Annotated in this window: 24 protein-coding genes and 2 tRNA genes; 2 read left to right on the top strand and 24 right to left on the bottom strand. The window is 35.1% G+C overall.

The window, feature by feature from the left end; all coding sequences use genetic code 11:
• Positions 1-17 precede the first annotated feature (17 nt).
• The 3 genes from HMPREF2728_RS04455 to HMPREF2728_RS04445 all read right to left on the bottom strand — a co-directional run bounded on the left by HMPREF2728_RS04455 (position 18) and on the right by HMPREF2728_RS04445 (position 3,680).
• Complete coding sequence (locus tag HMPREF2728_RS04455) at positions 18-1,025, bottom strand: trypsin-like peptidase domain-containing protein (RefSeq protein WP_261674114.1); 1,008 nt, start codon at positions 1,023-1,025, stop codon at positions 18-20.
• A gap of 578 nt (positions 1,026-1,603) precedes the next feature.
• Positions 1,604-1,888 carry a hypothetical protein gene (locus HMPREF2728_RS04450; RefSeq protein WP_075227167.1) on the bottom strand — a complete coding sequence of 95 codons (285 nt, stop codon included), beginning with the start codon at positions 1,886-1,888 and terminating at the stop codon, positions 1,604-1,606.
• Positions 1,889-1,916: 28 nt separating this feature from the next.
• Complete coding sequence (locus tag HMPREF2728_RS04445) at positions 1,917-3,680, bottom strand: DUF4365 domain-containing protein (RefSeq protein ID WP_075227166.1); 1,764 nt, start codon at positions 3,678-3,680, stop codon at positions 1,917-1,919.
• A gap of 284 nt (positions 3,681-3,964) precedes the next feature.
• Between HMPREF2728_RS04445 and HMPREF2728_RS04440 the strand changes: the two genes are divergently transcribed.
• Positions 3,965-4,957: a hypothetical protein gene (locus tag HMPREF2728_RS04440; protein WP_075227165.1), complete on the top strand. Its 993-nt coding sequence runs from the start codon at positions 3,965-3,967 to the stop codon at positions 4,955-4,957.
• A gap of 43 nt (positions 4,958-5,000) precedes the next feature.
• Here the strand turns inward: HMPREF2728_RS04440 and HMPREF2728_RS04435 are convergent, their stop codons facing one another.
• Positions 5,001-5,966, bottom strand: coding sequence for a polyprenyl synthetase family protein (locus tag HMPREF2728_RS04435; protein WP_004253947.1), 966 nt, complete (start codon positions 5,964-5,966; stop codon positions 5,001-5,003).
• A gap of 90 nt (positions 5,967-6,056) precedes the next feature.
• On the opposite strand from HMPREF2728_RS04435, the gene HMPREF2728_RS04430 reads away from it, so the two are divergent.
• Positions 6,057-6,953, top strand: a complete 897-nt coding sequence (locus tag HMPREF2728_RS04430) for a tyrosine-type recombinase/integrase (protein WP_075227164.1) — start codon at positions 6,057-6,059, stop codon at positions 6,951-6,953.
• A gap of 420 nt (positions 6,954-7,373) precedes the next feature.
• Here the strand turns inward: HMPREF2728_RS04430 and HMPREF2728_RS04425 are convergent, their stop codons facing one another.
• The 20 genes from HMPREF2728_RS04425 to HMPREF2728_RS04330 all read right to left on the bottom strand — a co-directional run bounded on the left by HMPREF2728_RS04425 (position 7,374) and on the right by HMPREF2728_RS04330 (position 26,144).
• Positions 7,374-9,221 carry a DNA/RNA helicase domain-containing protein gene (locus HMPREF2728_RS04425; RefSeq protein ID WP_075227163.1) on the bottom strand — a complete coding sequence of 616 codons (1,848 nt, stop codon included), beginning with the start codon at positions 9,219-9,221 and terminating at the stop codon, positions 7,374-7,376.
• A gap of 1,261 nt (positions 9,222-10,482) precedes the next feature.
• Positions 10,483-10,555 (bottom strand) — tRNA-Thr (locus HMPREF2728_RS04420).
• 47 nt (positions 10,556-10,602) lie between these two features.
• Positions 10,603-11,064 carry a GNAT family N-acetyltransferase gene (locus HMPREF2728_RS04415; protein ID WP_075227162.1) on the bottom strand — a complete coding sequence of 154 codons (462 nt, stop codon included), beginning with the start codon at positions 11,062-11,064 and terminating at the stop codon, positions 10,603-10,605.
• Between the two features lie 38 nt (positions 11,065-11,102).
• Entirely contained in the window at positions 11,103-11,888 is a 786-nt protein-coding gene (locus HMPREF2728_RS04410) for an ABC transporter permease (protein ID WP_075227161.1), read from the bottom strand.
• A gap of 1 nt (position 11,889) precedes the next feature.
• Entirely contained in the window at positions 11,890-12,708 is an 819-nt protein-coding gene (locus tag HMPREF2728_RS04405) for an ABC transporter permease (protein ID WP_075227160.1), read from the bottom strand.
• A 1-nt stretch (position 12,709) separates the two neighbouring features.
• The gene (locus tag HMPREF2728_RS04400; protein ID WP_075227159.1) at positions 12,710-13,702 is read right to left on the bottom strand and encodes an ABC transporter ATP-binding protein; all 993 of its coding nucleotides are present in this window, start codon (positions 13,700-13,702) and stop codon (positions 12,710-12,712) included.
• 379 nt (positions 13,703-14,081) lie between these two features.
• Positions 14,082-14,489 (bottom strand): hypothetical protein, encoded by a 408-nt coding sequence (locus tag HMPREF2728_RS04395; RefSeq protein WP_075227158.1) that lies wholly within the window; start codon positions 14,487-14,489, stop codon positions 14,082-14,084.
• A 53-nt stretch (positions 14,490-14,542) separates the two neighbouring features.
• Complete coding sequence (locus HMPREF2728_RS04390; RefSeq protein ID WP_021154464.1) at positions 14,543-14,941, bottom strand: hypothetical protein; 399 nt, start codon at positions 14,939-14,941, stop codon at positions 14,543-14,545.
• 37 nt (positions 14,942-14,978) lie between these two features.
• Complete coding sequence (locus tag HMPREF2728_RS04385) at positions 14,979-15,326, bottom strand: hypothetical protein (protein WP_060955985.1); 348 nt, start codon at positions 15,324-15,326, stop codon at positions 14,979-14,981.
• A 219-nt stretch (positions 15,327-15,545) separates the two neighbouring features.
• Positions 15,546-15,914, bottom strand: a complete 369-nt coding sequence (locus HMPREF2728_RS04380; RefSeq protein WP_060955986.1) for an inorganic diphosphatase — start codon at positions 15,912-15,914, stop codon at positions 15,546-15,548.
• A gap of 85 nt (positions 15,915-15,999) precedes the next feature.
• On the bottom strand, positions 16,000-16,881 hold the full coding sequence (locus tag HMPREF2728_RS04375) for a class II fructose-bisphosphate aldolase (RefSeq protein WP_060955987.1): 882 nt from the start codon (positions 16,879-16,881) through the stop codon (positions 16,000-16,002).
• Between the two features lie 144 nt (positions 16,882-17,025).
• Positions 17,026-18,348 (bottom strand): sensor histidine kinase VncS, encoded by a 1,323-nt coding sequence (gene vncS, locus HMPREF2728_RS04370; protein ID WP_075227157.1) that lies wholly within the window; start codon positions 18,346-18,348, stop codon positions 17,026-17,028.
• The gene (gene vncR, locus HMPREF2728_RS04365) at positions 18,345-19,001 is read right to left on the bottom strand and encodes a response regulator transcription factor VncR (RefSeq protein WP_060955989.1); all 657 of its coding nucleotides are present in this window, start codon (positions 18,999-19,001) and stop codon (positions 18,345-18,347) included. Before vncR ends, vncS begins: the two co-directional genes overlap by 4 nt.
• 70 nt (positions 19,002-19,071) lie before the next feature.
• Positions 19,072-20,451, bottom strand: a complete 1,380-nt coding sequence (gene vex3, locus HMPREF2728_RS04360; protein WP_060955990.1) for an ABC transporter permease subunit Vex3 — start codon at positions 20,449-20,451, stop codon at positions 19,072-19,074.
• Between the two features lie 258 nt (positions 20,452-20,709).
• Positions 20,710-21,342, bottom strand: a complete 633-nt coding sequence (gene vex2, locus HMPREF2728_RS04355) for an ABC transporter ATP-binding subunit Vex2 (protein WP_060955991.1) — start codon at positions 21,340-21,342, stop codon at positions 20,710-20,712.
• A 13-nt stretch (positions 21,343-21,355) separates the two neighbouring features.
• A complete protein-coding gene (locus HMPREF2728_RS04350) occupies positions 21,356-22,633 on the bottom strand; it encodes an ABC transporter permease (protein WP_060955992.1) in 1,278 nt (425 codons plus the stop codon).
• A gap of 133 nt (positions 22,634-22,766) precedes the next feature.
• Positions 22,767-22,852, bottom strand: a tRNA-Leu gene (locus HMPREF2728_RS04345).
• Between the two features lie 80 nt (positions 22,853-22,932).
• On the bottom strand, positions 22,933-23,508 hold the full coding sequence (locus HMPREF2728_RS04340) for a cysteine hydrolase family protein (RefSeq protein ID WP_075227156.1): 576 nt from the start codon (positions 23,506-23,508) through the stop codon (positions 22,933-22,935).
• Positions 23,508-24,296, bottom strand: a complete 789-nt coding sequence (gene codY / locus HMPREF2728_RS04335) for a GTP-sensing pleiotropic transcriptional regulator CodY (protein ID WP_075227155.1) — start codon at positions 24,294-24,296, stop codon at positions 23,508-23,510. The genes HMPREF2728_RS04340 and codY overlap by 1 nt, the downstream gene beginning before the upstream one ends.
• 270 nt (positions 24,297-24,566) lie before the next feature.
• Entirely contained in the window at positions 24,567-26,144 is a 1,578-nt protein-coding gene (locus tag HMPREF2728_RS04330) for a degradosome RNA helicase CshA (RefSeq protein ID WP_075227154.1), read from the bottom strand.
• Positions 26,145-26,310 lie beyond the last annotated feature (166 nt).

The following is a 26,310-nucleotide window of genomic DNA, read 5'->3' as shown; positions in this document are numbered from 1 at the left end:
TTATATGTCCCCCAATATTAAATCCACTCACCAGATGAAGCAAAATTATAAACTTTACCATCGATAGTTTGGCTACCTGTTACCATAGCTCCACTTGAGTTAAGATAATACCAGTTTCCTCCTACTTTTATCCAACCTGTTTTCATGTCTCCATTAGTAGGATCTAGATAGTACCATGTTGAACCATCTTTATACCAACCAGTCTTCATATCACCATTTTTATTATCTAAGTAATACCATCTGCCTCGTACATATTTCCAACCTGTTGCCATTGAACCAGAGGTCTCCATATAATACCATTTTCCGTTTACTTTTTGCCAATCTGTACGCATCTTACCAGAAGCATCTAGATAGTACCAAGTATTATCAATTCTCTGCCAACCTGTTTGTTTATCATGTTGTCTATAATAGTACCAACTACCACTTAATTTCTTCCATCCTTCGAGAGAATAACCTTTGAGTACTGAATAAATAAATGATAAATTTTGTTCATTTAATTTTACTGCGCTATTAACTTGGTTATCTTCATCACCCAAAGTATGTACTCCGACTACACGGTGACTAGCATCATAAACAGCAGATCCACTTGATCCCTCCAAAGTATCAACTTGATAATCCAAAAAAGTACCATCATCACTTAAAACTTGTTTTTTATCTGTATACATTTGATGAATTTTAAAATCATATGATGGATAGCCTGTAATCGTTACTGGTGTTCCAGCCAAATTTTTCTGACTATTTGGAAGCCCCAGTGTTCCCAATTTTGCGCCAACAGGCTCTTCTAGAATTAATAGAGCCAAGTCATATTTCGACGCATCTCTAGAATTTAAAGTTCTAAATTCTTTCAAATAACGAACTTCCTTAACCTTGATCTTTCCAAATGGTTCCTGATCTGGACTAGCTGCCGGAAGTACATAAATAGCATCAGCTTCTTTTCCATATTTATGACTGTAGAAGTTATGAGCTGCTGTAATTAAAACATTATCTTTAATAAAATTCGCGCTTCCTCTTCCTTTTATATTTATTCCATTGGCTACACCATTGTACTCAGACAAAACCATAGCTGAAGTTGAATACGGATATTGTAGAGTATTATCAATTTTAACCAAATCATCATTACCGATAATTACTTCTGATTGTTTTTGGTAGTATGAACCATATGTTGGCGAAATCTCAGGAAGTGAAAAATTATTAGTTTCTGGACTTTCCTGTAATGTTTCACTTACCTCATATTCTTCACCAGTACTAGAAATAACAGTCAAAGCAGATGCTGTCGATAGCTGACTAGCTAATAAAGTACTCGCAATAATTGAAATACCCAATTTTTTATAAAACGTTTTCTTCATTATTTTATCCTCCTAATGAAATTGTAGCATACTATCCTAATTTTTTCAATATATTAACTAAGAAAATTACGGTATCTTCTCATTGGTCTTGTATACTATTGTATCTACCAAGAAAATACACTTCAAACTTCTTCAATATATATAAAATAGACCATTCCAGAATCTACTGTAATCTATATTAATTTTGATCACAATTTTTTTCTTAGTGATGTATATCTTTTTTATTTTGATATTAACTTTTATTTTTAATCTCTTTATTATTCCAAAATTACAGTTGCAGAGAGCTCGTTATTGCAGTAAATATCTAATTCATTTTCAGAATTACCACTAAACACTCCACCACCTTTTTTACTAAAGATAAACTTAACAAAATAAACTTCTAAATCACCTTCATACTCCACTTCAACTTCAAAATTAGAACCTGCTTCTATGTCTCCTATCTGAACAGAATAATCATTTAGAAAATCTCTTGCAAAATAATTTAATTTAGGTTTTAAAAATTGTGGCACTGTATTGTAATACATTACTTTCTTTATTTCCATATATTTTTTCTTCCAACTTCTTTTAATTTTACGATAATTTCATATATAAAGTATAAATAGGAAAGTCTTTATAGCTTTCTTTTGTATCATTATCCAGTTTGTTCCAAAACAAATCAGCTTGTGGTTTCGATTTTAATAACACTGATGAACCAAAACAAAGTTCATAGTTATCATTACTATTTACTAAAATGTTGCTCAGAATCTCCATTTCTTTGCTGTTTAATTTACGAACTCTAGATTTTATTTGAAGGTCATTTATTATAGCCATCTCATAATTTTTGGAGTATTTTAAGTTCCAGTCAGAAAGAAATTGTGCCCAATTAAGCAATAACTCACTTCTAGAAACATCTTCTGCCTTGTCAGCAGCCACAACTATTTTTAAAATAGTGTTGTTAGCACCTTCATATTTCAATTGATTATCAACTAATATTTGGTAAGAGGCAATAACCGAATCAAAATCACAATTATCTATTTTTAGCCAGTCATTTGGTTCTAAAACTTCAAATATTGAAATGTAGGACGAATCTTCACCTCTCCTACACCAAGGAGTTTCAGTAAAAATGTCTATCATAGTTCCAATATTATCTGTCTCAAAGTCATATAAGGTAATAATGTGAATATTAGCAATTCTTAGGTGAAGTAATTTTGATTCATTATAATTTAAGGCAACTTTCTTCTTTAGAATAAGCCCTAAATTGAGAATATTTAGATTTCTTAGAGATTGTTTATCAAAGTAAGTTAGATCAACCTCTTTTTGTATCCCCATATTTTCCATGAAGTTTGAAATCTGTATCAATTCCTCTATCTCAGTCTCTAAATCACGTGAAGTAATATCCAATATTGACTGTTCATCTAGTTCTATTGTATTACCATTGAGCTTGCAATATCCGAATTTTCCTAGTTCTTGAAGTGCCTGAGTGCACTTTATGGCTTTTGATAACATATTAGGTCTTGTGTAGTTAAATGTGAATTGTTTCTTCTTAACATCAAATGACATTTTAAAACCTTCACCAAAATGGAGTTGTACACTCCCATCAGGGAATCTATGCCTTTTTACATTTTGAAAAATAGTATTCCCGATTGTAATAATTAGATCTGTTTCCTCGTAAGTTTCGACAACCTTTATTGTATTTTCAAGTGGTACTTCAATACCAGTTAAAGGATCTTTATAATAAATGAAGAGATCATTTTCTTCCTGATAGTTAAAGATCTCTCCTTTTTCTTGACCATAATAATAGAATTTAAGGTTACTATCATCAGAGATATCTTCAACTGAAATACCATCAACATTTATGAAGCTATATTGCTTACGACTATTTGTTATAAAATCGACTAGCATAGGGTACAGTTTTTGTTCGTCTAATTCATGAATCTGTACAGAAAGTTTCTTATTGCTTGTTGTTTTATTTTTTAAATTACTTTTTTTAATCAGCTTCTTTATAGAAAGAGGAGGTAATGATTTATAGTAGATATTTCTTAAATCACCATCCTCGCTTAACCAAACTACGAATAAAACTACACCACCATTTTTTGAATATAATTCTAAATCACTTATGTCCAACGAGAAGGATTTCAATTTATTTTTCTGTTGCCTTGTAGCTTTAATTTGAACAGGCACTTTACCAAATATTTCACTTCTTTTCTCACTAGAAGTTTTAAGAACATGAATCTCACCATCCCAGACTGGAGTTTTATCATTACTATCAAAATAAGTCTGAAGTAAACTATGTCTATTTATGAATGTTGTCAGATATGAAACACCTAATGTCTCAATTTGTCTATTATTTGCCAAATTCTAACCTCGATAAATAACTCTCTCTATATATTACATTATACCATTAACAAAGAAAAACATATAGCATACCACCACTATTTTGCTTAAACTGAAAATATAAAAATCACAACTATACTATAAAATTTCCTTTTATAAATTAAATATCCTTATCTAAATTCACAAGAGAAAATGTGCACTTAATGTGACAATTCAAGACTAAAAAATCATTATACAAATCAAACTACTAAAAATGAATTTATGGTATACTAGTGATAATAAATTGTTATCACTAGGAGAATACTATGGAAATAAAAATAATTGATAAAATTTTATCTCAAAAATGTTTTTGGACAATTATTTTTACTTGTTGGGTTTTTATTGGAATTATAATATCAATTTTTGATTCATCATTAAAATACAATTATATATATGTTTTCGGGGTGAATTCTCTATTGTTAGCCCAGATTATCACATATCAAAATTTAATGAAAAAAGAAATAATCCTTAAAACATCTATTTCAGGTACTAAAGTCAATAATCTTCCACTATTTCCAGTATTCAGTAAAAATAATAGTTATCTAAACAAATGGTATAATATATCTATTTGTTTTGTAATTGGTTTAATTTATTTCATTTCTCTAGTATTATTAAAGGTTCTTATCTTGCAGGAGCTAATTACAATCTATGGTGCAATTACTTTAATTCTAACTGTATTTATTGCAATACAACTGTATTTAAAGTATATACTTTATATTCTCACATTAAGGAAAATTTCAAAATTAGAGTTTATTTCATTAGTACCAATTTCCCTGCATAATCCATCTGAATGTGATTGGATAGTTAAATTTACCGATAGTATGAGTTCATTTAGTAATTATTTTGGAATTTTAGGTATTGCTTATACTGCTCTATTCTATTTAACCACTCCACTATCTGCTATTAAATTTACCGGATATACATTAATAATAGATACACCTAATAACCTAGTATTTATAATTACTTGGGGAATAATTTTTATACTGATTGGCTTTGGTTATTTAATTTTTGACTATCTTTGGAAGAAATATATTAAAGAGATAATAAAAAAAATAAAAATAATGCAACTAAAGGAATATGATATTACTGATTACAGTAATAAACAACTTAATAAAGATTATATTGAACTATTTAAACTCTATAAAGATTCCCCGAACTTTCCACAGTTATTCAATGGAAAAACACTCAATCCGATAGGTTACATCCCCATTTTGATAAATCTATATAGGTTACTTCAACCATTTTTATCACAAAATTAGTGTTGTTAAAAGAGCAGAGAATTCCAATCTCTGCTCTTTTATTTTAATAAATCCCCGCTCTCACCTTCGCTAATTTAATTGAATAATCAATAAAATAATTTAATCTTTCCATAGAGTGATTTTTTTCTAAAACTTCACATTGTTTTTTAATATCAAACTCAATTAACGAAACTTCATTTTTTATATGTTTTAACACACTATATTTATTCAATAGAATTTCTATATTAGTCACCTTATCTTTATTCTGAAGTCTCAATTTTTCTTTATTAGAGAGAAACTGTTCAAGGTAAACGTAACATAAATTTTTCCTACTTTTATTAATATCAAAATTATGATTCCCTTTGTATTTTACAGTGAACTCAGGATTAAAGTATGCTTCGCAATCATTTAGTAATTGAAATAAGTAGCCTAATTTATAACCAATAATTGCTAAATGTTGATTGTCTAATTCAGGATCATATGATTTCATGCCAATCACTAAACAATTTTGAATAACTTGTGAAGTTTGGTTATCTAAGATTTCTTTTATTTTATCAATGCTTACATTAATATCAATATTTAATTCTTGTATTGTTCCCTGACACATTCTAATAATCATTTGGCTAAATATCCTAATCGTAGAATCATCAATTTCAGATAATAATTCAATACACTTTCCTAATAAAAAAACTGTGATTACTAAGGCTTCATCAATAGAATATTGCTTATGTACTGTGTATATGCTATGTCTTTTATCGTCTTGATCTATAATATCATCAATAATAATAGAGGATTTATGAATTAACTCAATAGCTATTGCAGATTTGTAAACTTTTTCATTTAGATTCTCAGAAAACAACTTATAACCATAATATGTTAACAATGGTCTGAAACGACTCCCATTCACCACTTGAAGTATCTCATGATATTGTACTGGTAGTTCAAGCAGTATTGATTTAATCCTAGAATCAATAGTGAACAAAAAATCTTTTTCTTCACTATTTAACGTAATTTTTGGTGTCTTTTCCATAGTATTCTCCTAGTGATAACAATTTATTATCACTATACAAAGCACTCAAATAGGTTTATAATAGCATGATTATTGATAAAGGAGATTTTTATGGATTATAAACTTATTTCTACTTACTTAGATTATTGCAAAACTCATAAGCGTTTGAGTTCACACACGATTCGTGCTTATAAGAATGATCTTATGCAATTTTATAACTCAGACTATGATAATGTCGAGTCCTATATAGAACAGTTGACACGATCTAACATAAAAACGAATACATTAAGAAGAAAAATTGCTTGTATGAAGGTGTTTTATAACTATCTAAAATACCAGAACATAATTGAAGAGAATCCCTTCAATCAATTGCGTTTTCAATTTAGAACTGAAAAAGTATTGCCTAAAACGATTCCGTATGACATTCTGAAAAGCATTTTTATATATTTAGAACAGAAAGTAATTGTATCTAAAACTGACTATCAAAAACAACATGCTGAAAGAAATCTACTAATTATTTCACTTTTACTTTCAACAGGCATCAGAATTTCTGAACTTTGCCACATTCATCTCAAAGACATTAATCTTTCCAATAAGACACTCCATATTATAGGAAAGGGTAAGAAAGAACGTATCTTATTTTTAGGAGATCAAAAAACATTCAATTTATTAGAAACATATATAAATAAAACAAGAAATGAACCCAATGATTTCTTGTTCCCAGGGAAACATTCGCCTAAACCATTGTCAGAGCAAAGTGTACGTTTAATTTTAAAGAGAATCGTTGAACAAAATAGCTTATCTAAAACTATTACACCACATATGTTTAGACATAGCTTTGCAACAATGCTTCTAGATAATGATGTAGATATTCGATACATTCAACAAATTCTTGGACACAGTTCTATATCAGTTACACAAATCTATACTCACGTATCCCATTCAAAACAGAAAGAAATACTTAGTTCTTTTAATCCTATATCAACGATTCATTCTGAAAGCGAGTAAGAGACATCCTCAAAGTATACAGTTTACTACAAAAATTAATTTTTGTAGTTAAACCTTAATTAATAGATTTTATACTCAACAAAAGCAAAAGCATACAAAACTTCACTTTGAACCAGTATTTATACTATATTCTGTATTAAGCACTTCTGTAATTATTTTTCTAAAATACAACCTTAAAATATCCTTAAATAAAACAAAAAAAGTTTTGTCAAAAAACAATTCCTGGATAAAAATGAAGTAAATCTTCCCACAATAAAACGCATACTATCGAGTTTTTTTATACCTGATACTATGCATTTTTCTGATTTTTAAGACTTTTTGCCTAGCCTTTTACTTACTGGTGAGATTCACAATTAGTTTAGTTTTTGTAAGCAAATTGTTAGCAAAAAAGAAAAATCTGCCAAATTACTCTTATTGGCCCTACTGGTTTATAAAATCAATTATATCTTGTTCGATTTCACTTTTCTGTTCTCTACTAAGTCCATTTAACCTCTTTTTATAAATTAAATCTATTTTACTATAGTCAATTTCTGATACTTCTCCCTCAAAGTATTGTGGTGATACATGATAAAATTTGGCCAATTTATTTAACCATTTTGTATTATTGATTTTACCTGAATTTTCTATTTCAATATATTTTTCACACGATATACCTGTTGCACCTGAAATTTCTTCAACATTAACTGAATGTACTTCTCTAATTGCTCGTATTCTTTTAGCAATTCGTTGTGTGTCTCGAAATGCTTTCCAAGTTAATATTTCCTGTATTTTCTTGAATAACGCTTTATTTTTTATGATAACTAGTAGTAATTGATTTTTTACTCGTGTAATTGCTTGAAACAATCCATTCTCAGCAAGATAGTTGTAGCCCCATTCAACAGGTACGACAATTTTACCATCTGCATTATGTGTTACTCTGAGTGTCAGAGGCAATAAAACCTTATCATACTCTCTTCCTATAACCGTAAAACCATCTAAAGAGTTTTCATAAAATTTTGGTAATTTTGTTTCCCCGTTACCAAACCACACTCTTTTTTCAGGCATCTCTATAGAAATATAGCCCTCATTATCTATACAAGACTGAATAAAATCCCTTGCAACACATTCATTATCAAAGTAAACAGCATTAACCTTTGGAAAATTTAAGACACGTAAATCCTTTTCTTGTGTATTGAAAAATTTTCTAATAAAAGTAGAAAGTTCTATATCTGTCCTTACACTGTCTGTAAGACAGTCAACATACTCAACTACATTTTTATATTGTTCATCGTTCAAAATACCCTGAATATCTAAATTTCTTTCTTCTGGACGTAGTGTTTGCGCATTGTCAACAGACAAGACCAATTTATTTATTTCTCCAGAATTTGCGATCTCTACTAATTTATTCCATTGTTCCTTTCTTAATCTTTGACTTTCATCAATAATAACAATATCATAATCATTTAGCAAGACATTGTTGAATTCTCGGATATCAATAAATTGAAAATTAGAATGTTCTTTAATTTTCAATTTAGTATCTGAATCATAAATTGCTGAGCAAAAAACAAATAGAACTTTTTCCCCACTATTAGAAAGTTCTTTGGCAACATCAAATAATATTAACGATTTCCCAGTACCTGCAGCACCTTTAAGTCCAACATAACTTTTTGATGATTCGATTATCTTTTTCTTTGCTTGTTCCTGTTCATTATTTAAAAAATATTGGTTATTGAAGAATCTCTCTGATTCCGAATAAGGTGAAATAATGAATGAAGTGTCAACTAAGCTTTCTAAGTAATTATATTCAATGTAATCACACGGTATATCTCCAAACAATTGCTCAAAAGTAATTTGTAAAAGTTCCTCAGTTTCCTCATTAAATTTATATAATATTTCTGTTTCTGATACAAATGTGTAAAGTGATACTTCCATATCTGTAGAAATTGAACTTAATAAGTAAGAATGCCTTTTTAGTTGTCTAAGAATTCTCTCTTCGGAAATATGTGTACTCTTTAACTCAATATTGATGATCTTTCGCTTAGAAAATCTCAACATATCAAATTCTTCAGATACAACTCCTGTGTACTTAGTACCTAAGAAATATCCAGAAAATGCCCCATTCATACAACTAGGTTCTAGTTCTTTGAATTTTTCAAAAATTTTATTTATCGCCTCAATCTCAGTATCATTAACTTCTTCAATATGATTTATTTGCTTGTAATATCGAAATATATCTTCATCTATTTGACTTTCCATAAAAGATACTAAATTTATAACACCAGATTTCATATAAATACCTCACATTTTTAAATACTTCTTTATTAAATAATACATTTCTAACTTTTGTTTATCATTTAATTCTACTTTTCTAAGTATATCTACAAACAATATCATCACTACATTTAAAATAGTAAAAGCTAACTCCAAAGATATCAGTCATTTTTTCTAATGTTTCGTCCTTTCAATCTCTTCCTCCGTTTTCTAACCTAACCTACTGAGCTTGTGTTACACCTAACTTCTCAGCAAGTTCTGATTGAGTATGTTCTACGTTCAAACGAGCTTTTTTATATATCCTTTTGCTTCTCTATTTACCTATAACCAGAACTCATACAAAATATGTAATACTAGCTAGCTTATGAATATGAAAAAATAGCCCTGAAAGCTCTGCAGAGGGTTATGAGGATTTTATTTAAAGCAATATAATTATAACAAAATGACAATAAAAATCCATAAGAAGAGAAACTTGTCTATTCTAAGGATATTATGGCAAATCTACAATAAAATAACAGTAAAATTGCTAATACCTAATTCTTCCATTTTCCTAGTTTATATATTGCAAGACAAGGGAAAGGGCGCAGACAAAAGCAGGACTGGCCGAAGCACGCAGTTCTCATAACCTCAAAAAAACTGGCATCTCTAACATCAATCAAACAGATACACTTAAGGCAATACCCTAAGTAACGTGTCGTCAGTAAATCTCAATAGTAACAATAACCTACAAATATTGCAATTATGGAAAAGAGGCGTTACATATGAAAAATAATCTTAGATCTCTACAAGAATATCAGTTCTAAGTAGATTTATGATATATTTAACAGACCAGAAATAGTCTTTTACAACATATCAAATTCAGGGGAATAGTAACGATTTTTCCCATTTTTAACGCTATCTATTCTATAATGATTAATTCATGTTATCACATACCTTAACCCGAAACATCCACACCAAATCTTTTTGAAAACTGTTTAAAGCTTTGTACTTGCTTTCTGAATTCATAGAACTAAACCTTAACCTCATTTGTCATTTCCATAATAAAAATAAGGACATTCCAATAAAGGAAGTCCTTTTTAATACTACTATAAATCAAAGACATTTTCATGATCCATTTTATTCTATAATCATTGACCAAAATATAATTTTTGGTCAAAATTTGGTCAAAATTTGGTCAAAAAAACAAAAAATACTAATTTATTTTTAAAAATGAATTTGTGATGATTGCCTTTAAATAAACACTTTGCATATTCTTTGTCTTTCTTTACATTACTAAAAATGCCGATTGCAGGGATCGAACCTGTGACCTTCGCGTTACGAATGCGGTGCTCTACCAACTGAGCTAAATCGGCGATTCCACTTATAGTATAGCACTATAAGAAAGGATGTCAAGGGATTCTTAACCCATCTTTTTAATCAAAATCTGACAAGGATTTTGAGGCCCCCAAAGTTGTGGAAAAATCTCTAATTTTTTAAAGCCAAGACTTCGATAAAAGACATTTGTTCGATCATAATCTTTATTAGAGCCTTCTGCTACTGTTTTCACTTGTAAATAATCAACGTTTTTGCGTGCTTCACTTTCTAAAGCAGCAAGCAATTGACTCCCAATCCCTCTACCTTGATGAGCTTTTTTTACACCGAGACAATTAATCTCTGCACAATCTTTACTGGAATAGGACAAGCTCACAAAGCCAAGCAAATCACTCTCCTGAAAGGCGGCCCACACTTGCAGGTCCTTGGCTCCTTCGATGTAGGCTTGCGTGCTTTCTGGTATTCCAAACCATTCTGGCAAATCCTTTAAAATCTCAGAAACAACTGCTATTTTTTGATCTTCATACTTGACTTCTTTAATTACAAACATCATAAGTTCCTTTCTTGATTTTAGTCCTACTTTACCTCTTACGAACCAGCACTTTCGTAGGCGTCTAACCCCCTGTCCCAAAGTTTTAGAGAGATGCAAAAGAAGATAAGAGAAATCAGAATCAAACCACCAATATTAAAGAGTCCATCCTTGTCCTGCAAGAAATAGCTGGCAGGATAGTAGGCCGTAAAGGCGAAAGGAACGATAAAGCTAATCAACCATCGAAGAAATGAATTGTAAATGGAAATCGGGTACTTGGCAAAGTCATTAAACATATAGAAAATGTAAATCATAGCACCTGACTGCTTGGTCCAAAAAGCGATGCTGGCTGTTGCAATTTTCAAGGAAGTATAAATCAAGGTCGCAAAAGGAATACAAACTAGAAAAAGCAGGAATTTAGGAAGAGTCCAAGCAATGCTAGTCGCCGTTGTCGCTAGTAAAATTCCACCGACCAAAAGTTCACCCAAGGCATCAATCTGAAAGGTCTCAACGAGGATGTGAAAGAGAGGATTGATAGGACGAGTCAGATACTTGTCAAACTCCCCTTTTCGAACTAGTCGTTGACCTAAAGCCCAGAGATTGTCAAAAAAGAGATGATCTAATCCCTTTGGAATTAAGGAAAATCCATAGATAAAAGCAATTTCTTGAAAGGTCCAACCCTCTAGCGAGGGGATGTGTTGAAAGATGACATTGAGAAACAAGAGGTTTAGTCCTTGAGTCAGAAAGACTCCCAAGACACCAACCACAAAATCGACCTTGTATTCCATGATTTGCTTGATGTATTGTCTGATAAAAATCAGATGCATGCGTTGATATTTTTTCATACTAACCTCCCTGAATGGTGATAAATGACTGGACTCGTTTCCAAATCAACTGAGACAAGCCCACCATCACTATAAGCCAGAAAAGCTGAAGCAAAAGTGCTTGAAGAATCTGACTGGCATCGTATTTCCCAACAATAATCATGACTGGAGTGTAAATCAAGGATGAAAAAGGCAAGAAGGACAGAATATCTGAAACCACCTTTGGAAAAAAAGCCAAGGGAATCAAACTGCCAGACATAAAGGCCACTATTGAAGTCTTGAGTAGATTGGAACCCCATAAGTTTTTAAATACAAAAGCTGAAAACCCAAAGCAGATATTAAAGAAAAAGTTAATCAGATAAGCCAGGGTTAAGCTAAAGAGATAAAGGATGGTTAATCCCAGTACTTCTACAATACCTTGCCCAGACAAGATTTTCATCAAAACAATGACACTTAAAAATGGCAGTCCAACAGAGATAAAAATCAACCACTTGGAACCAAGCTCCGTAAAGAGGTAAGAAGCCGTAAAATGCACTGGTCGCAACAAGCGCATGATAATGGACCCATCCTTGACCTCATCACCAATCATAAAGGAAGAATCCGACCTAGTCAGAAGATTAGTCACAAAACTCATGATGATGTAGAGGGTGATATCCGCCATACTGAAGCCCTGAATCAAAGACTCTTGCGAGGAATCAAAGACAGCCTTCCAGAGATAGAAAGTGACAAAAGCCCCCATGACATCGCCAATCCGATAAAGTAGAAAGTTGACTCGATAGCTAATCAACTCCTGAATCCCTGCATTGATAAAGGGTTTATAACGTCTCCACAATTTGACCATCTTAGAGCTCCTTTCGGTAGAAGCGACGGATAATATCCTCAATATCCGTATCCACCATCTTCAAATCGCGAATCTCAAAATCAGACAGGGTTTGCTTGATAATGTCAGCTGACTGGTAGCGAGAACTATCAAATTCAATGTTGAGAGTATTTCCTTGTCTATCAATTATCATATCAGGCAGACCTTCATATTGAGAGACGAGATGACTTTGACCTGGCACCAGTTCAAAGGAGAGAGTCTTCATCTTGCCAAAGGTCTCCTTGAGCTGGCTCACCGTTCCATCAAAAATCTCCTGCCCCTTATCAATCATAAAAATCCGATCACAGAGTTGCTCAATGTCGCTCAAGTCGTGAGTGGTCAAGAGAATGGTTGTTTCTTCCTCTTGATTGATCTGAGTAATGGCCCGACGAATGTTGTCCTTGACCGACACATCCAAACCAATAGTCGGTTCATCTAAAAAGAGAACCTTGGGATTGTGAAGCAAGGAAGCCGCAATATCCGCCCGCATCCGTTGACCCAGTGAAAGAGTTCGCACGGGATCCTTGATAAATTCCTTCAAATCCAAGACTTCATTCAAAAAGTCCATACGCTTATGGAAGAGCGAGTCTGGCACATCATAAATCTCTTTTAAAACCGTGTAGGTCTCTTGCAGAGCCAAATCCCACCATAGCTGGGTGCGTTGTCCGAAAACGACTCCAATATCCTTGACATAATCTTGGCGATTGTCCTGCGGAATCTTGCCGTTAATCCGACAAAAACCAGATGTCGGTTTCAAAATTCCTGTCAGCATTTTGATGGTGGTTGACTTCCCAGCACCATTTGCCCCGATAAATCCTAAAATCTGCCCTTTTGGAACTTCAAAAGTCAAATCCTTGACCGCTTCAAAGGTCTGCTTTTCAGGATGAACAAAGGAGCGCAAAGCTCCCTTTAACCCCGGCTCCTTAACTGTCTTCACAAAATTTTTCTGAAGATGTTCCACTTCTATCATTGTCATATCTATCTCCCTATCGTAAGAAACAACATTGTATTTTTGACTACAAATATTCTAAATCCTTACTTTCTCCACCTTCTCAATATTATTACAGAAGGATTTATACCAACCTATTATAATCCAATAAAAAAAGGAATGCAAGCGTTTGCTTATAGATTATAAAATTAGAGATTTCTCTTTTAAAATAATACTTTTAATCAAAAATTATGTTTTATAGTTTACTTAAGACACCAAAAAACCTGCCTTCTTTTTCAACATAAGGAAAGAAAGCCCTAATAACACCCTGTTATAGTGCAAATATCTATGGAAAACAAGTGTTAATTTATATCGAAAATTTTTATCCCTAAGAAAAGATAAAAAGGTGATGTTGTACCACCTTCCTCTACCAAGTTAAGTCTTCAATCATGCTTCTTACTTGTAAATCAAGAGTCTTATCCTTCTTCAGTTCTCCAACCAAAGTCTGAATTTTCCGGACTAGATTTGGATCATTGTGATTATAGCATCGATGAAGCATCCAGATGTTATGTACAGTTGGACTTTTTAGAACTGACTCCATCAATAATTCCTCATAGCCTTGATGATAAAATCGCTCCACAAAGTGAACCAACTCACCTGGAGCCCCAAAATCTACTTCTGGATGCTTGGAAATAAAGTCTAAGACGGGGTCAACCAAATCAAAGGGTTGAGGGTAAGCCTCCATGGCATCTACAATCTCGTCTGCCAACTCAAATTCTTGGTCTTCAGTAATTGCATCATGCAAAGCAACTAACATATCATCTTTGGTAAGCATCTGATTCTCCTTTTCAACTTTTCCATATCATTATTCGTTTTTGAACTTCTTCTTCACTCATCAAACCTTGTTCGTAAGTAGTTTTCCAACTCCTTTTGGGATAAATCACTAGGAAGTTCAAACACATACTCATAACCTTCATCACAAAAGGAAACTTTCTCTTCAGGTGGAAACCATTTCCGAAGCCAGATGATATAGGAGGCATAATCTTGTAATCTATTTGTTGAATCAAAGTAATCAATCACAAAAACATTTTTCTTGCTACTTAAAGAACTTTCCAAGGTAAGCTGAGGACTTTGATAATCCCAAGAAAGCGAGTAAGCTTTTTCAGGATTCGTCCTTTCTCTGATCAAAATACCTGGGAATTTTTCTCTCAAAGCAGTACAAAAGGCTTGTAAATCTAGGAATATGGGGTCTTTACTCTCAATAAAGACAAAATCAGCAGTACTCATCAGTCTCTCTCCTTCTTTTTAAAACTGAAAACAGACCTTAACCATCAATGGCAAAATTCTCCAGACTCTCAAATGCCTGACCCTGATAGTCAAAAGAAAAGATATGAATATCATCAAAAGTTTGATCGCAGAAAGTAACGGTTTGTCTTTCTGGCTCGATGATGGGTTTACCCAATTTTTCAGTAGCTTCTTCATCTGTGAAATACCCATAAAATTCTTGTAAATGAGGCAGTATAAAAGCAAGAATACGAGTTCTATTTTTATGGTAATTAGCTGCAAGCAACTGAGCTTCTATCTCAAAATTTCCACTTGGTTTTTCTTCCCAAGCTACAAGAACATCATCTACTTCATGTAGGTAGGCTTGCAAGGACTGATCGAATATCATATCTATTTTTCCTTTCACAAGTACTGTAATCTTCTCACACCTAAACATCGAAAAACCTATAATCGCTAGCAATCCAATGTCAACAAGCTTTCCAAATGAACCTAGTGTAGCTAAAACTGCAATTAAAGAGTCATCAATATATGCTCCGGAGGTTTCATGAATTCCAAACAACTTTGCAAATCAGTTAGAATTTCTGCCGTAAGAAAAGATTTTTCATCCTTATTTATAACCTCCCTTACTTGAATCATTATTCTCCTCCACCATTTCAATCCAAGAATCAAAATACTGCTCCATAAAATAGGTCTGCTCTGCAATCAAACCTTTATTAACCTTCTCATCCAAGGGCGCTAAAACCCACTTGTCTTCTATATCATCACGACGTCGAATGATAGCAACCAACTTTCCAGTAAAGACTTCCAGAGGCTGTTGCTGATCACGGGAAACAATATAAACATCTTGCTCTTCGCCATCTCCCCCCATCAGTTCAGGTATGTAGCCATAGTTAATCGGATAGACATTCCCAAAAGAATCTTCAAACCCCACCGGCCGATCAATGACACCACTAAATATTCTCTCTTTGAATTTCATCTTTTCATTGCCTCCGTATGACATTTCCTAGATTCATTATACAAGAAAAATCCCGCCGTAGCGAGATTTTCTATCTATAGCCTAATTAAGCTTTACCTTCTGAACCGAATACGTCGATACGTTCTTCAACTGATGCTTGGATAGCTTTGACACCGTCAGCCAAGAATTTACGTGGGTCGAAGAGTTTCTTCTTGTCGTATTCTGCTTCGTTTGCTTCGTAGTCACGAGCAAATTTACGAGTTGCGTTAGCGAATGCGATTTGGCATTCAGTGTTAACGTTAACTTTAGCAACACCAAGTTTGATAGCTGCTTGGATTTGATCATCAGGAATACCTGAACCACCGTGCAATACGATTGGGAAGCCTGGTACAGCTTCAGTCAATTTTTGCAAGTGATCAAGGTGAAGACCTTTCCAGTTTTCTGGGTAAGGACCGTGGATGTTACCGATACCAGCTGCCAAGAAGTCGATACCAGTTGCAACCATTGCTTTAGCGTCTTCGATTGGAGCCAATTCACCATCACCGATGATTCCGTCTTCTTCACCACCGATAGTTCCAACTTCAGCTTCTACTGATACACCATTTGCGTGAGCAAATTCTACAACTTTACGAGCTTTTTCAAGGTTTTCTTCAACTGGAAGGTGTGAACCATCAAACATAACTGAAGTATAACCAACTTGAATACACTCAAGTGCATCTTCGTAGTGACCGTGGTCAAGGTGGATAGCTACTGGTACAGTGATACCCATTGATTCAACAAGGTTAGCGATCAAGTTGCGAGCAACTTTGTAACCACCCATGTATTTAGCAGCACCCATTGAAGTTTGGATCAAAACTGGAGCTTTTTTAGCTTCTGCTGCGCGCAAGATAGCTTGAGTCCACTCAAGGTTGTTTGTGTTAAATCCACCAACTGCATAACCGTTGTCACGAGCTGCTTGGACAAATTTTTCTGCTGAAACGATTGCCATTTTATCAGGCCTCCTGTATATTTTTATGGGACATCCCATTTACATTGTTCATTTTATCACTTTTTAGCAAAAAAAGCTAGTTTTTCCCGTAGTTTCGATTGAATTTCTTCTATTTTCAGATATGTAAACCTTTTCCCACTTGGTCTAATCCTTGTTCTCAGGCAAATTCATATAAAATACCAAGTGATCATCATGTCTTTCAAAGCGATAGTCAATTTCTTCGTTTTCCAATAAACTTTTGACGACGAAGAGTCCCAAACCAGCTCCCTTGCTTTGTCGACTAGAGGACGTGAAGGATTGTTCAAATTTATCTTGTTCCTCAGGTGTACAGGCGTTCTCTATAAAGACCCAATCATCTTTTGCTCCAATTTTTAAATAACCACCTTGAACAGAGTGTTTCACAGCATTACTGATAAGATTGGAAAGAATCAGCTTTAGTACTGAAGAATTTAGATAAGTTTGTTGGTCAGTCAGTTGATTTTCTACAGTGATTTTTCTCTCTTTGGCTAATAAATCATAATCCTTTAAGAGAAAATCTGTCATTTCAAGAAGGTTGATTTCTTCTTTCCTATCTCGCAATTCTTGCACTGAAGAAAGAGATAGGATTTGCTGGACATGGTGACTCAAATCATCCACGATACCCAGAGAAACTCCCAGATAATGGTCCCGATCCTTATAGCGTCCAATATTGGCTTTCATATTCTCCAGAAGAATCTTTAGACTAGCTAGAGGTGTTTTCAGTTCGTGGGAAGCACCTCGCAAAAACTCAACCTTCATCTTTTCCAGCTGGAGGATGGCCTCGTTCTTTTCATGCAAGTCTGCAATGACCGTCAAGAGATGCTGATAAAGGCTATTGATTTGTTCTTTGAGATCGCCAATTTCATCCTTAGAATCCACGCGCAACCTCACTTCTGCATCCAAATCCATCATCCGTCGAGTCACTCGTTTGATTTCCAAAATAGGAGCAACAATGGTTCTAGCATAGATAAAGGCGATGAGGAGCGAAATGATGAAAGACGCTAATAAAGTATAAGGCAGAAATTGAAGACTGATGTCTTCTGCTTCTTTCTGCAAATCCATAGATGCCAAGAATTGCAAGGTCATGGTCTGACCATCCTTAGTTTGAACTTCTCTTTCCTCAATAACCAAGGAAGCTGTCTGTCGTTGTTTATCAATGGGAAGATTGTCCTTGACTTCCAACTTATCCTGAGTCATCTCTCCCTTAACAGCTCCCTTAATATCACTGCTTTTAGAATAAAGTTCAAGGACTTCTTGGATAGACTGACTATCCTTTCCTTGGAGGGATTGGGCAATTTCTGTAGACTTTTGCCCGATGCTTTCCTGACGGTGACTGAGATAGGTCAGAGGAAAGAGAAAATAGATGGCCAAATGCAAACAAATGACCAAGGTAGAAAATACCGAGAAGGTATAGATAAAAATCTTTTTAAATAAACCTGAATGTCTCATTTTCTCTCCAATTTATAACCAACATTGCGCACGGTAAAAATACAGTCTAAATCCAATTTTTTCCGTAGTTCCTTGATATAGACATCGATCACTCTGTCAAAAGGGACCTCATCTGTCATCTTCCATACAGCATCGATAATCTGCGACCGAGTTAAGGCCCGTCCTTCATTTTTAACCAGATAATCTAAAATTTCCAGTTCTTTTGCATTCACTGCAACTTCTTGACCAGCTACTTTGGCGCTATAACTGTCAAAGTCTACCTCGGTGTCCCTATAGGTAAAAATACGACCAGTATCATAATAACGTTTAAAGATGGCATCCACTCGTACTTTTAACAAAGATAGAGAAAAAGGCTTTTCCAAATAACCATCTGCTAATGCAGCAAAGGCACTCATCTTATATTCTTCGTCCTGAAAGGCTGTCAACATCAAGACTGGTACTTGACTACTTTTTCGGATTTCTGACAAAACCTCTAAACCATTGAGTTTCGGCATTTGAATATCTAAGAGAACCAAGGCAACTTGGTGATTGGAAAATTGTTCTAAGGCCTCAAGGCCATCTGCTGCCTGAATGGTTTCATAGCCACAATCCGTCAAATAATCACTAATTCCCTCGCGAATCATGTCTTCATCTTCTACAATTAGAATTTTCATATAAATCCTTTTCTATCAAAAATGCTACCTATATTATATCTCATTTGAGTGAGAATAGGTAGCAGGTTTTTTATTCACTATCCAACAAGAGTTCTTTTGGTTGTTTAAAGAGGAGATTGCTTGAAGCAAGTGCCATAACTAGTACCACTAGAACTAATCCAAGTACAAAGATGATAGCAAAGTCAGAAGGTTGAATGGAAATATCCAGACTTGAAAGTGTCTTGCTAAAGCCGTCGACTTCTGCACCACCACCAAGATTAGAGGCTTGGGCTGCCTTACTAGCCTGCTTAGCCACATCTGATGTGACATTTGCAAGAACAGTATTTCCAATGGCACGAGCTGTATAGTTGGCTAAGAAGTAAGCTGAAATAAGTGCTGGAATCGCAATCATAACTGCTTCTGTGATAAATTGTCCTAGAATACTTGCTTGTTTTAGACCAATTGAAAGGAGAATTCCAACCTCTTTACGACGGGCGTTAATCCATAGTGTCAGTAAGAGAGCAAGTAGAAGAACAGAGAAGCTCAAGCTACCCCAGAAAAGCAGATTAGCCATCTTGTACATGCCTGAGATAGATTGTTCAAGGGCAGGATAGTTAGATGAACTCTTAATCAAGCTATACATCTTCCAGTTGATGCCGTTGATAGACCCTAGTTCTTGCATGACAGTATCTAGGTTCTTATCTCCAGCCACAAAGAAGGTAGCATCTCCATAAATAGCTGTATCTTCTGTATAACCATAGAGTTGGGCAGCTGTGTGAATATCTGTGATAGCTGTATTCTCATAGAGTTCTTGTGAGTAGGTTACAGCAGATTTGTTATGTCCATCAAAAAGTCCTTTGATCGTTACCTCTACTGTTTCTTTGGCTCCTTTTTCATTATCTGCATCGTAGATATTGGAGTTCAGTTTGACCTTATCTCCTACCTTCCAGCCATGTTTAGCAGCCAAATCTTTGTGCATGAGAATCTGGTATTTGTCATCGTTTGTTAAATGCTCACCTTCGACTAGTTTGTAAGAGCCTGACACAAACTTGTCTTCTTTAGAAGAGTCATTGACTCCTGTTATCATCAAGCTACTTCCAAAACGTTGAGCTCGATCTGCAGTTAGATTTTTCTTGGTTTCAGGCGTTTCAATCAGTTCATAGCCTGTCAAATCACCGATAGCATTAATCCGTTTGATGTAGGATTCAATAGCCTTATTCTCAGTAATTTTTTTAATATCTTCACCCTTGATATTCCCCGCACCACGTGGAGTTCCTTGATTGACCCTGCGGTTGATTTGCATGGAGAAACTATTGGTGATATTTTTAAAGGTTTCTTGAGAAGCCTTGGCTGTCGCACCCTTGATAGACAAGCCGACCAAACTCAAACTAGCCATCAAGAGAATGATAAGAAAGATCACAATAGACTTAAAGAATTTTCTTGTGACGTAGGCAAATGCGTTGTGTAACATAAGATTCCTTTCTAGATTTACTTCGCTTATATGTTTTTATATTTCTTTATTTCCCTTAAATAGTGCGGACGGGAGCAACTTCATTTTAGAATTTCATCCCTAATTTTTGAGCCATCTGTCTCAAAAATCCCGTCCTAGATAATAACAAAGTTATTATCTAGGATACCACTATAGCGGGAAATAACTGTTTAAGAATCACTTCGTTTATAATTCCTTAATAGTTTACTAAAGCAATTCCAAAAGTTTAAGAAGTAGACTCTATTTTTCAGTCAGTTTCTTGTCCTTCAATTCAAGTGTAATATCTGACGCCTGTGCCACTTCCTTACTGTGGGTCACAACGATCACACACTTGCCTGTTTTCTCAGCGAGAGATTTGAGCAAATCGATGATATCCCCAGCAGTCTTAGGATCCAGGTTTCCTGTTGGTTCATCCGCTAAAATCACTGGCGCCTCAGATACCAGACTACGAGCAATGGCAACACGTTGTTGCTGTCCACCTGATAATTGGAGAACATTCCGCTTGATTTGACTTTCATCTAAACCAAGTTCAAGAAGGGTATCCTTGCTAGCTTTTTTATTAACCAAGCGGATATTTTCCAATGGAGAAAGATAATCAATCAGGTTATAGTTTTGGAATACTAGCGAGATATGGTGCATGCGATGATAAGAATATCCTTGTTCACGAATATCCTTGCCTTTGAATAGGATAGCACCTTCGACTGGGCTATCAAGTCCTGCTAAGAGAGATAAGAGTGTTGACTTCCCAGCTCCTGATTCTCCGATAATACTATAAAACTTACCAGGTTCAAAATCGTAATTGATTTTATATAATACTGCTTCTGCAGTGTTTTTATAACGATAAGTAAGATCTTGTAATTGTAGTAAAGTCATGATTTCTCCTTTATTAACTGATGGATGATAAAATTTCTTTCGGTGATTTTCTAAATAAAAATAGGAAACAAAGTGCAACTGACAAGCAGCTGATGATAAGTAGGAAAATATAAGATTCTCCAAATGATAGAAGACTTGTTGAAAGATTCGTTGCTTTTGCTAGCGTATCTTGTAATGCAGCTTGGTCGCCGCTTGCAAGTACAGTCTTCAAGAGATAGGAAGTAATAGCATTCCCAGCTACAAATGCCGGCAAAATAGATGCCAATGAAACTAGGATGACTTCTAGGCAGAATTGGCTAAAGATTGCTATTTTCCCTTTACCTAGTGCCAATAAAATACCAACCTCGTAGACTCGCTCTCGTAACCAAAGTGACAAGACCAAGATCAGCGCTCCTACACCAGCAATCATAATGCCATAGAGGAAAATCTGTAGGAAGGTTTGGAAGGTCGAAACTGAATCCTTGATTTGTTCAAAGACCTTATTTTCCTTTTCAACTTGGAACCCTTGGTTTCCCAGAGATAGTTTTTCAACCTCTTGAATGATGCCATCCATATCTTTTGGATTTTCGAGATAGAAACGAGCTGCAGTGACTTGATCTTCCTTATTTCTAAGAAGAGTTTGGCTACTTTCGTAGTCTGTATAGACCATATTTTCACTAAAGTCTGATGATAGACCGGTGAATTTCTCTTGCTTCTGACCTGAGAAAATACCTACGATTTCATAGTCTAGCATTTGTCCACTATTTTCTTCTACTTGACCAGGATTTAAGCTAATCTTATCTCCTACTTTTAGATTGTTTTTCTTGGCTAAATCTTCGTGGATTAAGATTTTTTTTCGATCCCCTTTTTCGATATGTCTTCCTTCTTTAAGGGTAAAGGCGGAACTTGTAAAAGAAACATCCTTGGAAGAGTCTTCTAATGCAATCAAACTGATAAGATTTTTTTCAGCCTCTGTCAAATCATCCCTTTGGATACTTTGTTCTCCAGTTACCACTTCTTTGTCAGTTAACTTGGCTATTGTTTCTAGTTCAGGTGAAATCCTCTCAAGCCCTTTTATCTGTTTAAGCTCGTCTAGTTGAGACAATTGAAAAGTCTGATCTGCTTCTATTCTTTTAATAGAAAAAGATGTATTCAATGAGAGATAGAGATTATTTTCTACTGTTTTGTTGGACTTCATAAGCGTCAAACAAGCCGATATTCCTGCCAATAAGACAAATAGAATCAAGAATAATATGAGACTTCTCAGTCGTTTTCTGCTGACGTAAGCCCAGGCTCTTTGAGTGGGATTCATATAGCACCTCCATATTTGTAAGACTATTATAATATCCAAATATGAAATGTTTATGAAATCACAAAAAAAGAGCAAAATCTTTGCCCTTGTTTATATAAAAATAAAGAGCTAGCCGAAGCTAACTCTTTTCCTATGCGGAGAGAGGGACTTGAACCCTCACGACCTAAAGCGGTCACAGGATCCTTAGTCCTGCGCGTCTGCCAATTCCGCCATCCCCGCGTCGATTACTTTACTAGTATATCAACTTTCACAAACTTTGTCAACACTTTTTTCAGATTTTTTCAGTTTTTTTGAATACATTATTCTTTGATTTCAATTAGGTTTTCATCAAGGAGTTTCGCTCCTAATGTATTCTTAAAATGTCCAAGTGCAAACTGATGGTTTTCAGGCCAAATAGATGCGACTGCTGGCTTGACAACTTCTATCTGATACCCAAGATTATAGGCATCGATAGCCGTATGCAATACACAGATGTCTGTAAGAACTCCTGTTAAGATGACTGTATCCACGCGACGCTCTCTCAGTCGGATATCCAAATCTGTGCCAGAAAAAGCTGAATAGTGACGTTTGTCCATCCAGAAAACACGACTATCCTGGGCCTGTTCCTGATAAAATTCAGCTAACTTACCATATAGATTACGCCCGCTAGTCCCAATCAGATTATGAGGGGGAAATAGTTTACTTTCTGGATGAAAGACATCATTTTCCTCATGAGCATCAATGGTAAAGAAAATATAATCTCCACGCTCAAATGCTAATCTAGTCACCTGATTGATCGCTTCTGATATTGCTTGAGCAGGAGCTCCTGCTGTCAATTTCCCATGATCCGCTACAAAATCTTCTGTATAGTCTATCGAAATTAAAGCCTTAGCCATTAATAGTCCCTCTTTTTCACTTCTTCAAAGATATCTGGGATCAAGACCTTAAGATAAGTTCCCTTCATCCCCAGTGAACGACTTTCAATAATTCCTGCTGATTCGAGTTTTCGAAGGGCATTGACAATCACAGAACGCGTAATACCGATACGGTCTGCAATGACTGACGCAGTTAATTGTCCTTCATTGCCATCTAGTTCTGCTAAAATCGCAGAGACTGCACGCAATTCAGAATATGATAGTGTATTGACCGCCATAGTCACTGCTGTGCGACGGCGGATATTTTTCTCATCTTCTTCACGTTGGAAGTTCAAAAGCTGAATACCAACCACAGTGCTAGCAATCTCAACAAGAATCAAATCCTCATCTTCGAATTTCTTATCATTACGCCAGATAATCAAAGATCCCAAACGAATCCCAGAAACATGGATTGGAGCAATGGTTGTCAAACCTTCTGCGAAATCTGCACGACTCTCAACTGGAAAGATGCTTAATTCATGATCTACAGTCAGATTTGCTTCTGTATCGTAAATCATATTTGCACCTTGAATATAGTCCTCAGGAAAAATTTTTGATTGGAAAAATTGCTCTACACGATCATTATTAGTCTTGTAGCGCATAAAATATCCTAAAAGACGTCCCTTACTATTTAGGATACAAGCGTTGCAATCAATAATATCCGCTAATTGGCGTGTGATGGCATTATATGGAAGATCATCTTGTAATTTCTCCTCCGAACGCTTCAGGATAGACGTAATTTTTCTCGTTTTTTCTAATAAATGTGCCATTTTTCACCTCGTATTTAATCGCTCCCATTATATCATAAAATGCCCATTATTTCAATAATTATCTGAAAATTGTTTATTGAATTGCAATTCATGACTGTTCGAAAATTTTTACTAGTTTTTTAAATTTTCTTATTGACAAGTCCCTAAATTTTTGATAATATAATATTACAAGATAACAAATATATAAATCTATTTTCTCGTATGAAACTTTTCTTGACTCTCGGTCTCCTTATATATAAAAGCGTTCCACCTCAGCGAACCGCTTTTTTATTATTTATCACCCTTGTTACGGATTACAAAACCAGTTTTCTTCTCGCTTGAAGTATTGCGTGGTTTTTTATTATCCTTACGGTAACGTTTTTCCTTCTCAAAGCGGTCGTTTTTGCGACTGCCTTTTTTGAAGTCATCTCGACGTTCACCACGTCGATTGTCGCGACGGCGATCTCGATCGCGACGGTCATCTCCACGACGACCTCCCTTACCTTTGCCACCAAAGCCACCACCAGATGGTTTAAATGGTAAAGGTTTTTCACGTGCAATCTCAACCTCAGGAAGACTATCTGGGTCTTGAACAGTTAAGCTGAGGATATACATAGCCAATTCTTCTGGGCTGAATTCTGAGGCTAATTGACGAGCATCCTTGCCAAACTTCTCAAAGTTGCTACGAATCTCCTCATTCGCAAAATCACGTTCAATTTTCTTAAGAGCTACTTGCTTCTTAGCTTGGAAGGCTTCTTCTGCACTTGCAGGTTTGAGACCTTTCATACGTTTCTTAGTCAAGTTCTCAATGATTTGTAGATAACCCATTTCATTAGGTGAAACGAAGGTAATAGACTGACCTGACTTACCTGCACGACCTGTACGACCGATACGGTGAACATAACTCTCAGGATCTTGTGGGATATCATAGTTGTAAACATGAGTTACACCTGAAATATCCAAACCACGAGCAGCCACGTCTGTTGCAACTAAGACATCAAGATTGCCATTTTTAAAATCACGAAGGACACGAAGACGTTTGTTTTGGTCCAAATCTCCATGAATCCCTTCTGCACGGAAACCACGGATTTTAAGCCCACGAGTCAACTCATCCACACGACGTTTAGTACGACCGAAGACGATAGACAACTCAGGTTGATCAACATCCATGAGACGAGTCATGGTATCAAATTTTTCTTGTTCCTTAACGCGGATATAGTACTGGTCTACCAGTTCTGTTGTTAATTCTTTAGCAGCAATTTTCACATGCTCAGGTTCTTTCATGAACTGAACACCAATACGTTTGATAGCATCTGGCATAGTCGCTGAAAAGAGCAAGGTTTGACGATTTTCCGGTACACGAGAGATGATTGCTTCGATGTCTTCAAGGAATCCCATGTTGAGCATCTCATCTGCTTCGTCAAGGATGAGAGTTTCAATGTCCTGCAATTTCAAGGCCTTACGTTTAATCAGGTCAAGAAGTCGTCCTGGTGTTCCTACTACGATATGAGCCCCTGATTTAAGAGCCTTGATTTGTTTTTCAATGCTTGAACCACCGTAGACTGAACGGACTTTGACTCCCTTGCTTCGACCAAAACGGAAGAGTTCTTCCTGGCTTTGAACTGCAAGTTCACGAGTTGGTGCAATCACCAAAGCTTGGATTGTCGCTTCTTCTGTACGAATTTTTTCAAGGGTTGGCAAGCCAAAGGCTGCTGTTTTCCCTGTACCAGTCTGTGCTTGACCGATAACATCTTTTCCCTCAAGAGCCAAAGGAATAGTTTGCTCTTGGATAGGACTTGCTTCTACAAATCCAGCTTTATCAACTTCTGCTAAAAGGTCAGCAGACAAGTTAAATTCATTAAATTTCACGTTTTTCTTCTTTCTAAAGGTGGTGCGAAGCCACCCTATAGCGCTTAGTTTATACTTTTCTTTTCATGACGTATTTTCATATCTTCTATGAAAGATCGTGTTGCTTCTTTTCCACAAAAGAAAAGTACTGCTTTCTTTGCAACTTATCTAGTATAACACAAGAAAT

Origin of the sequence: Streptococcus sp. HMSC061D10 (genome assembly GCF_001808865.1) — a bacterium.
Classification (GTDB): Bacteria; Bacillota; Bacilli; order Lactobacillales; family Streptococcaceae; genus Streptococcus.
This window is presented reverse-complemented; position numbering and strand designations above follow the sequence as displayed.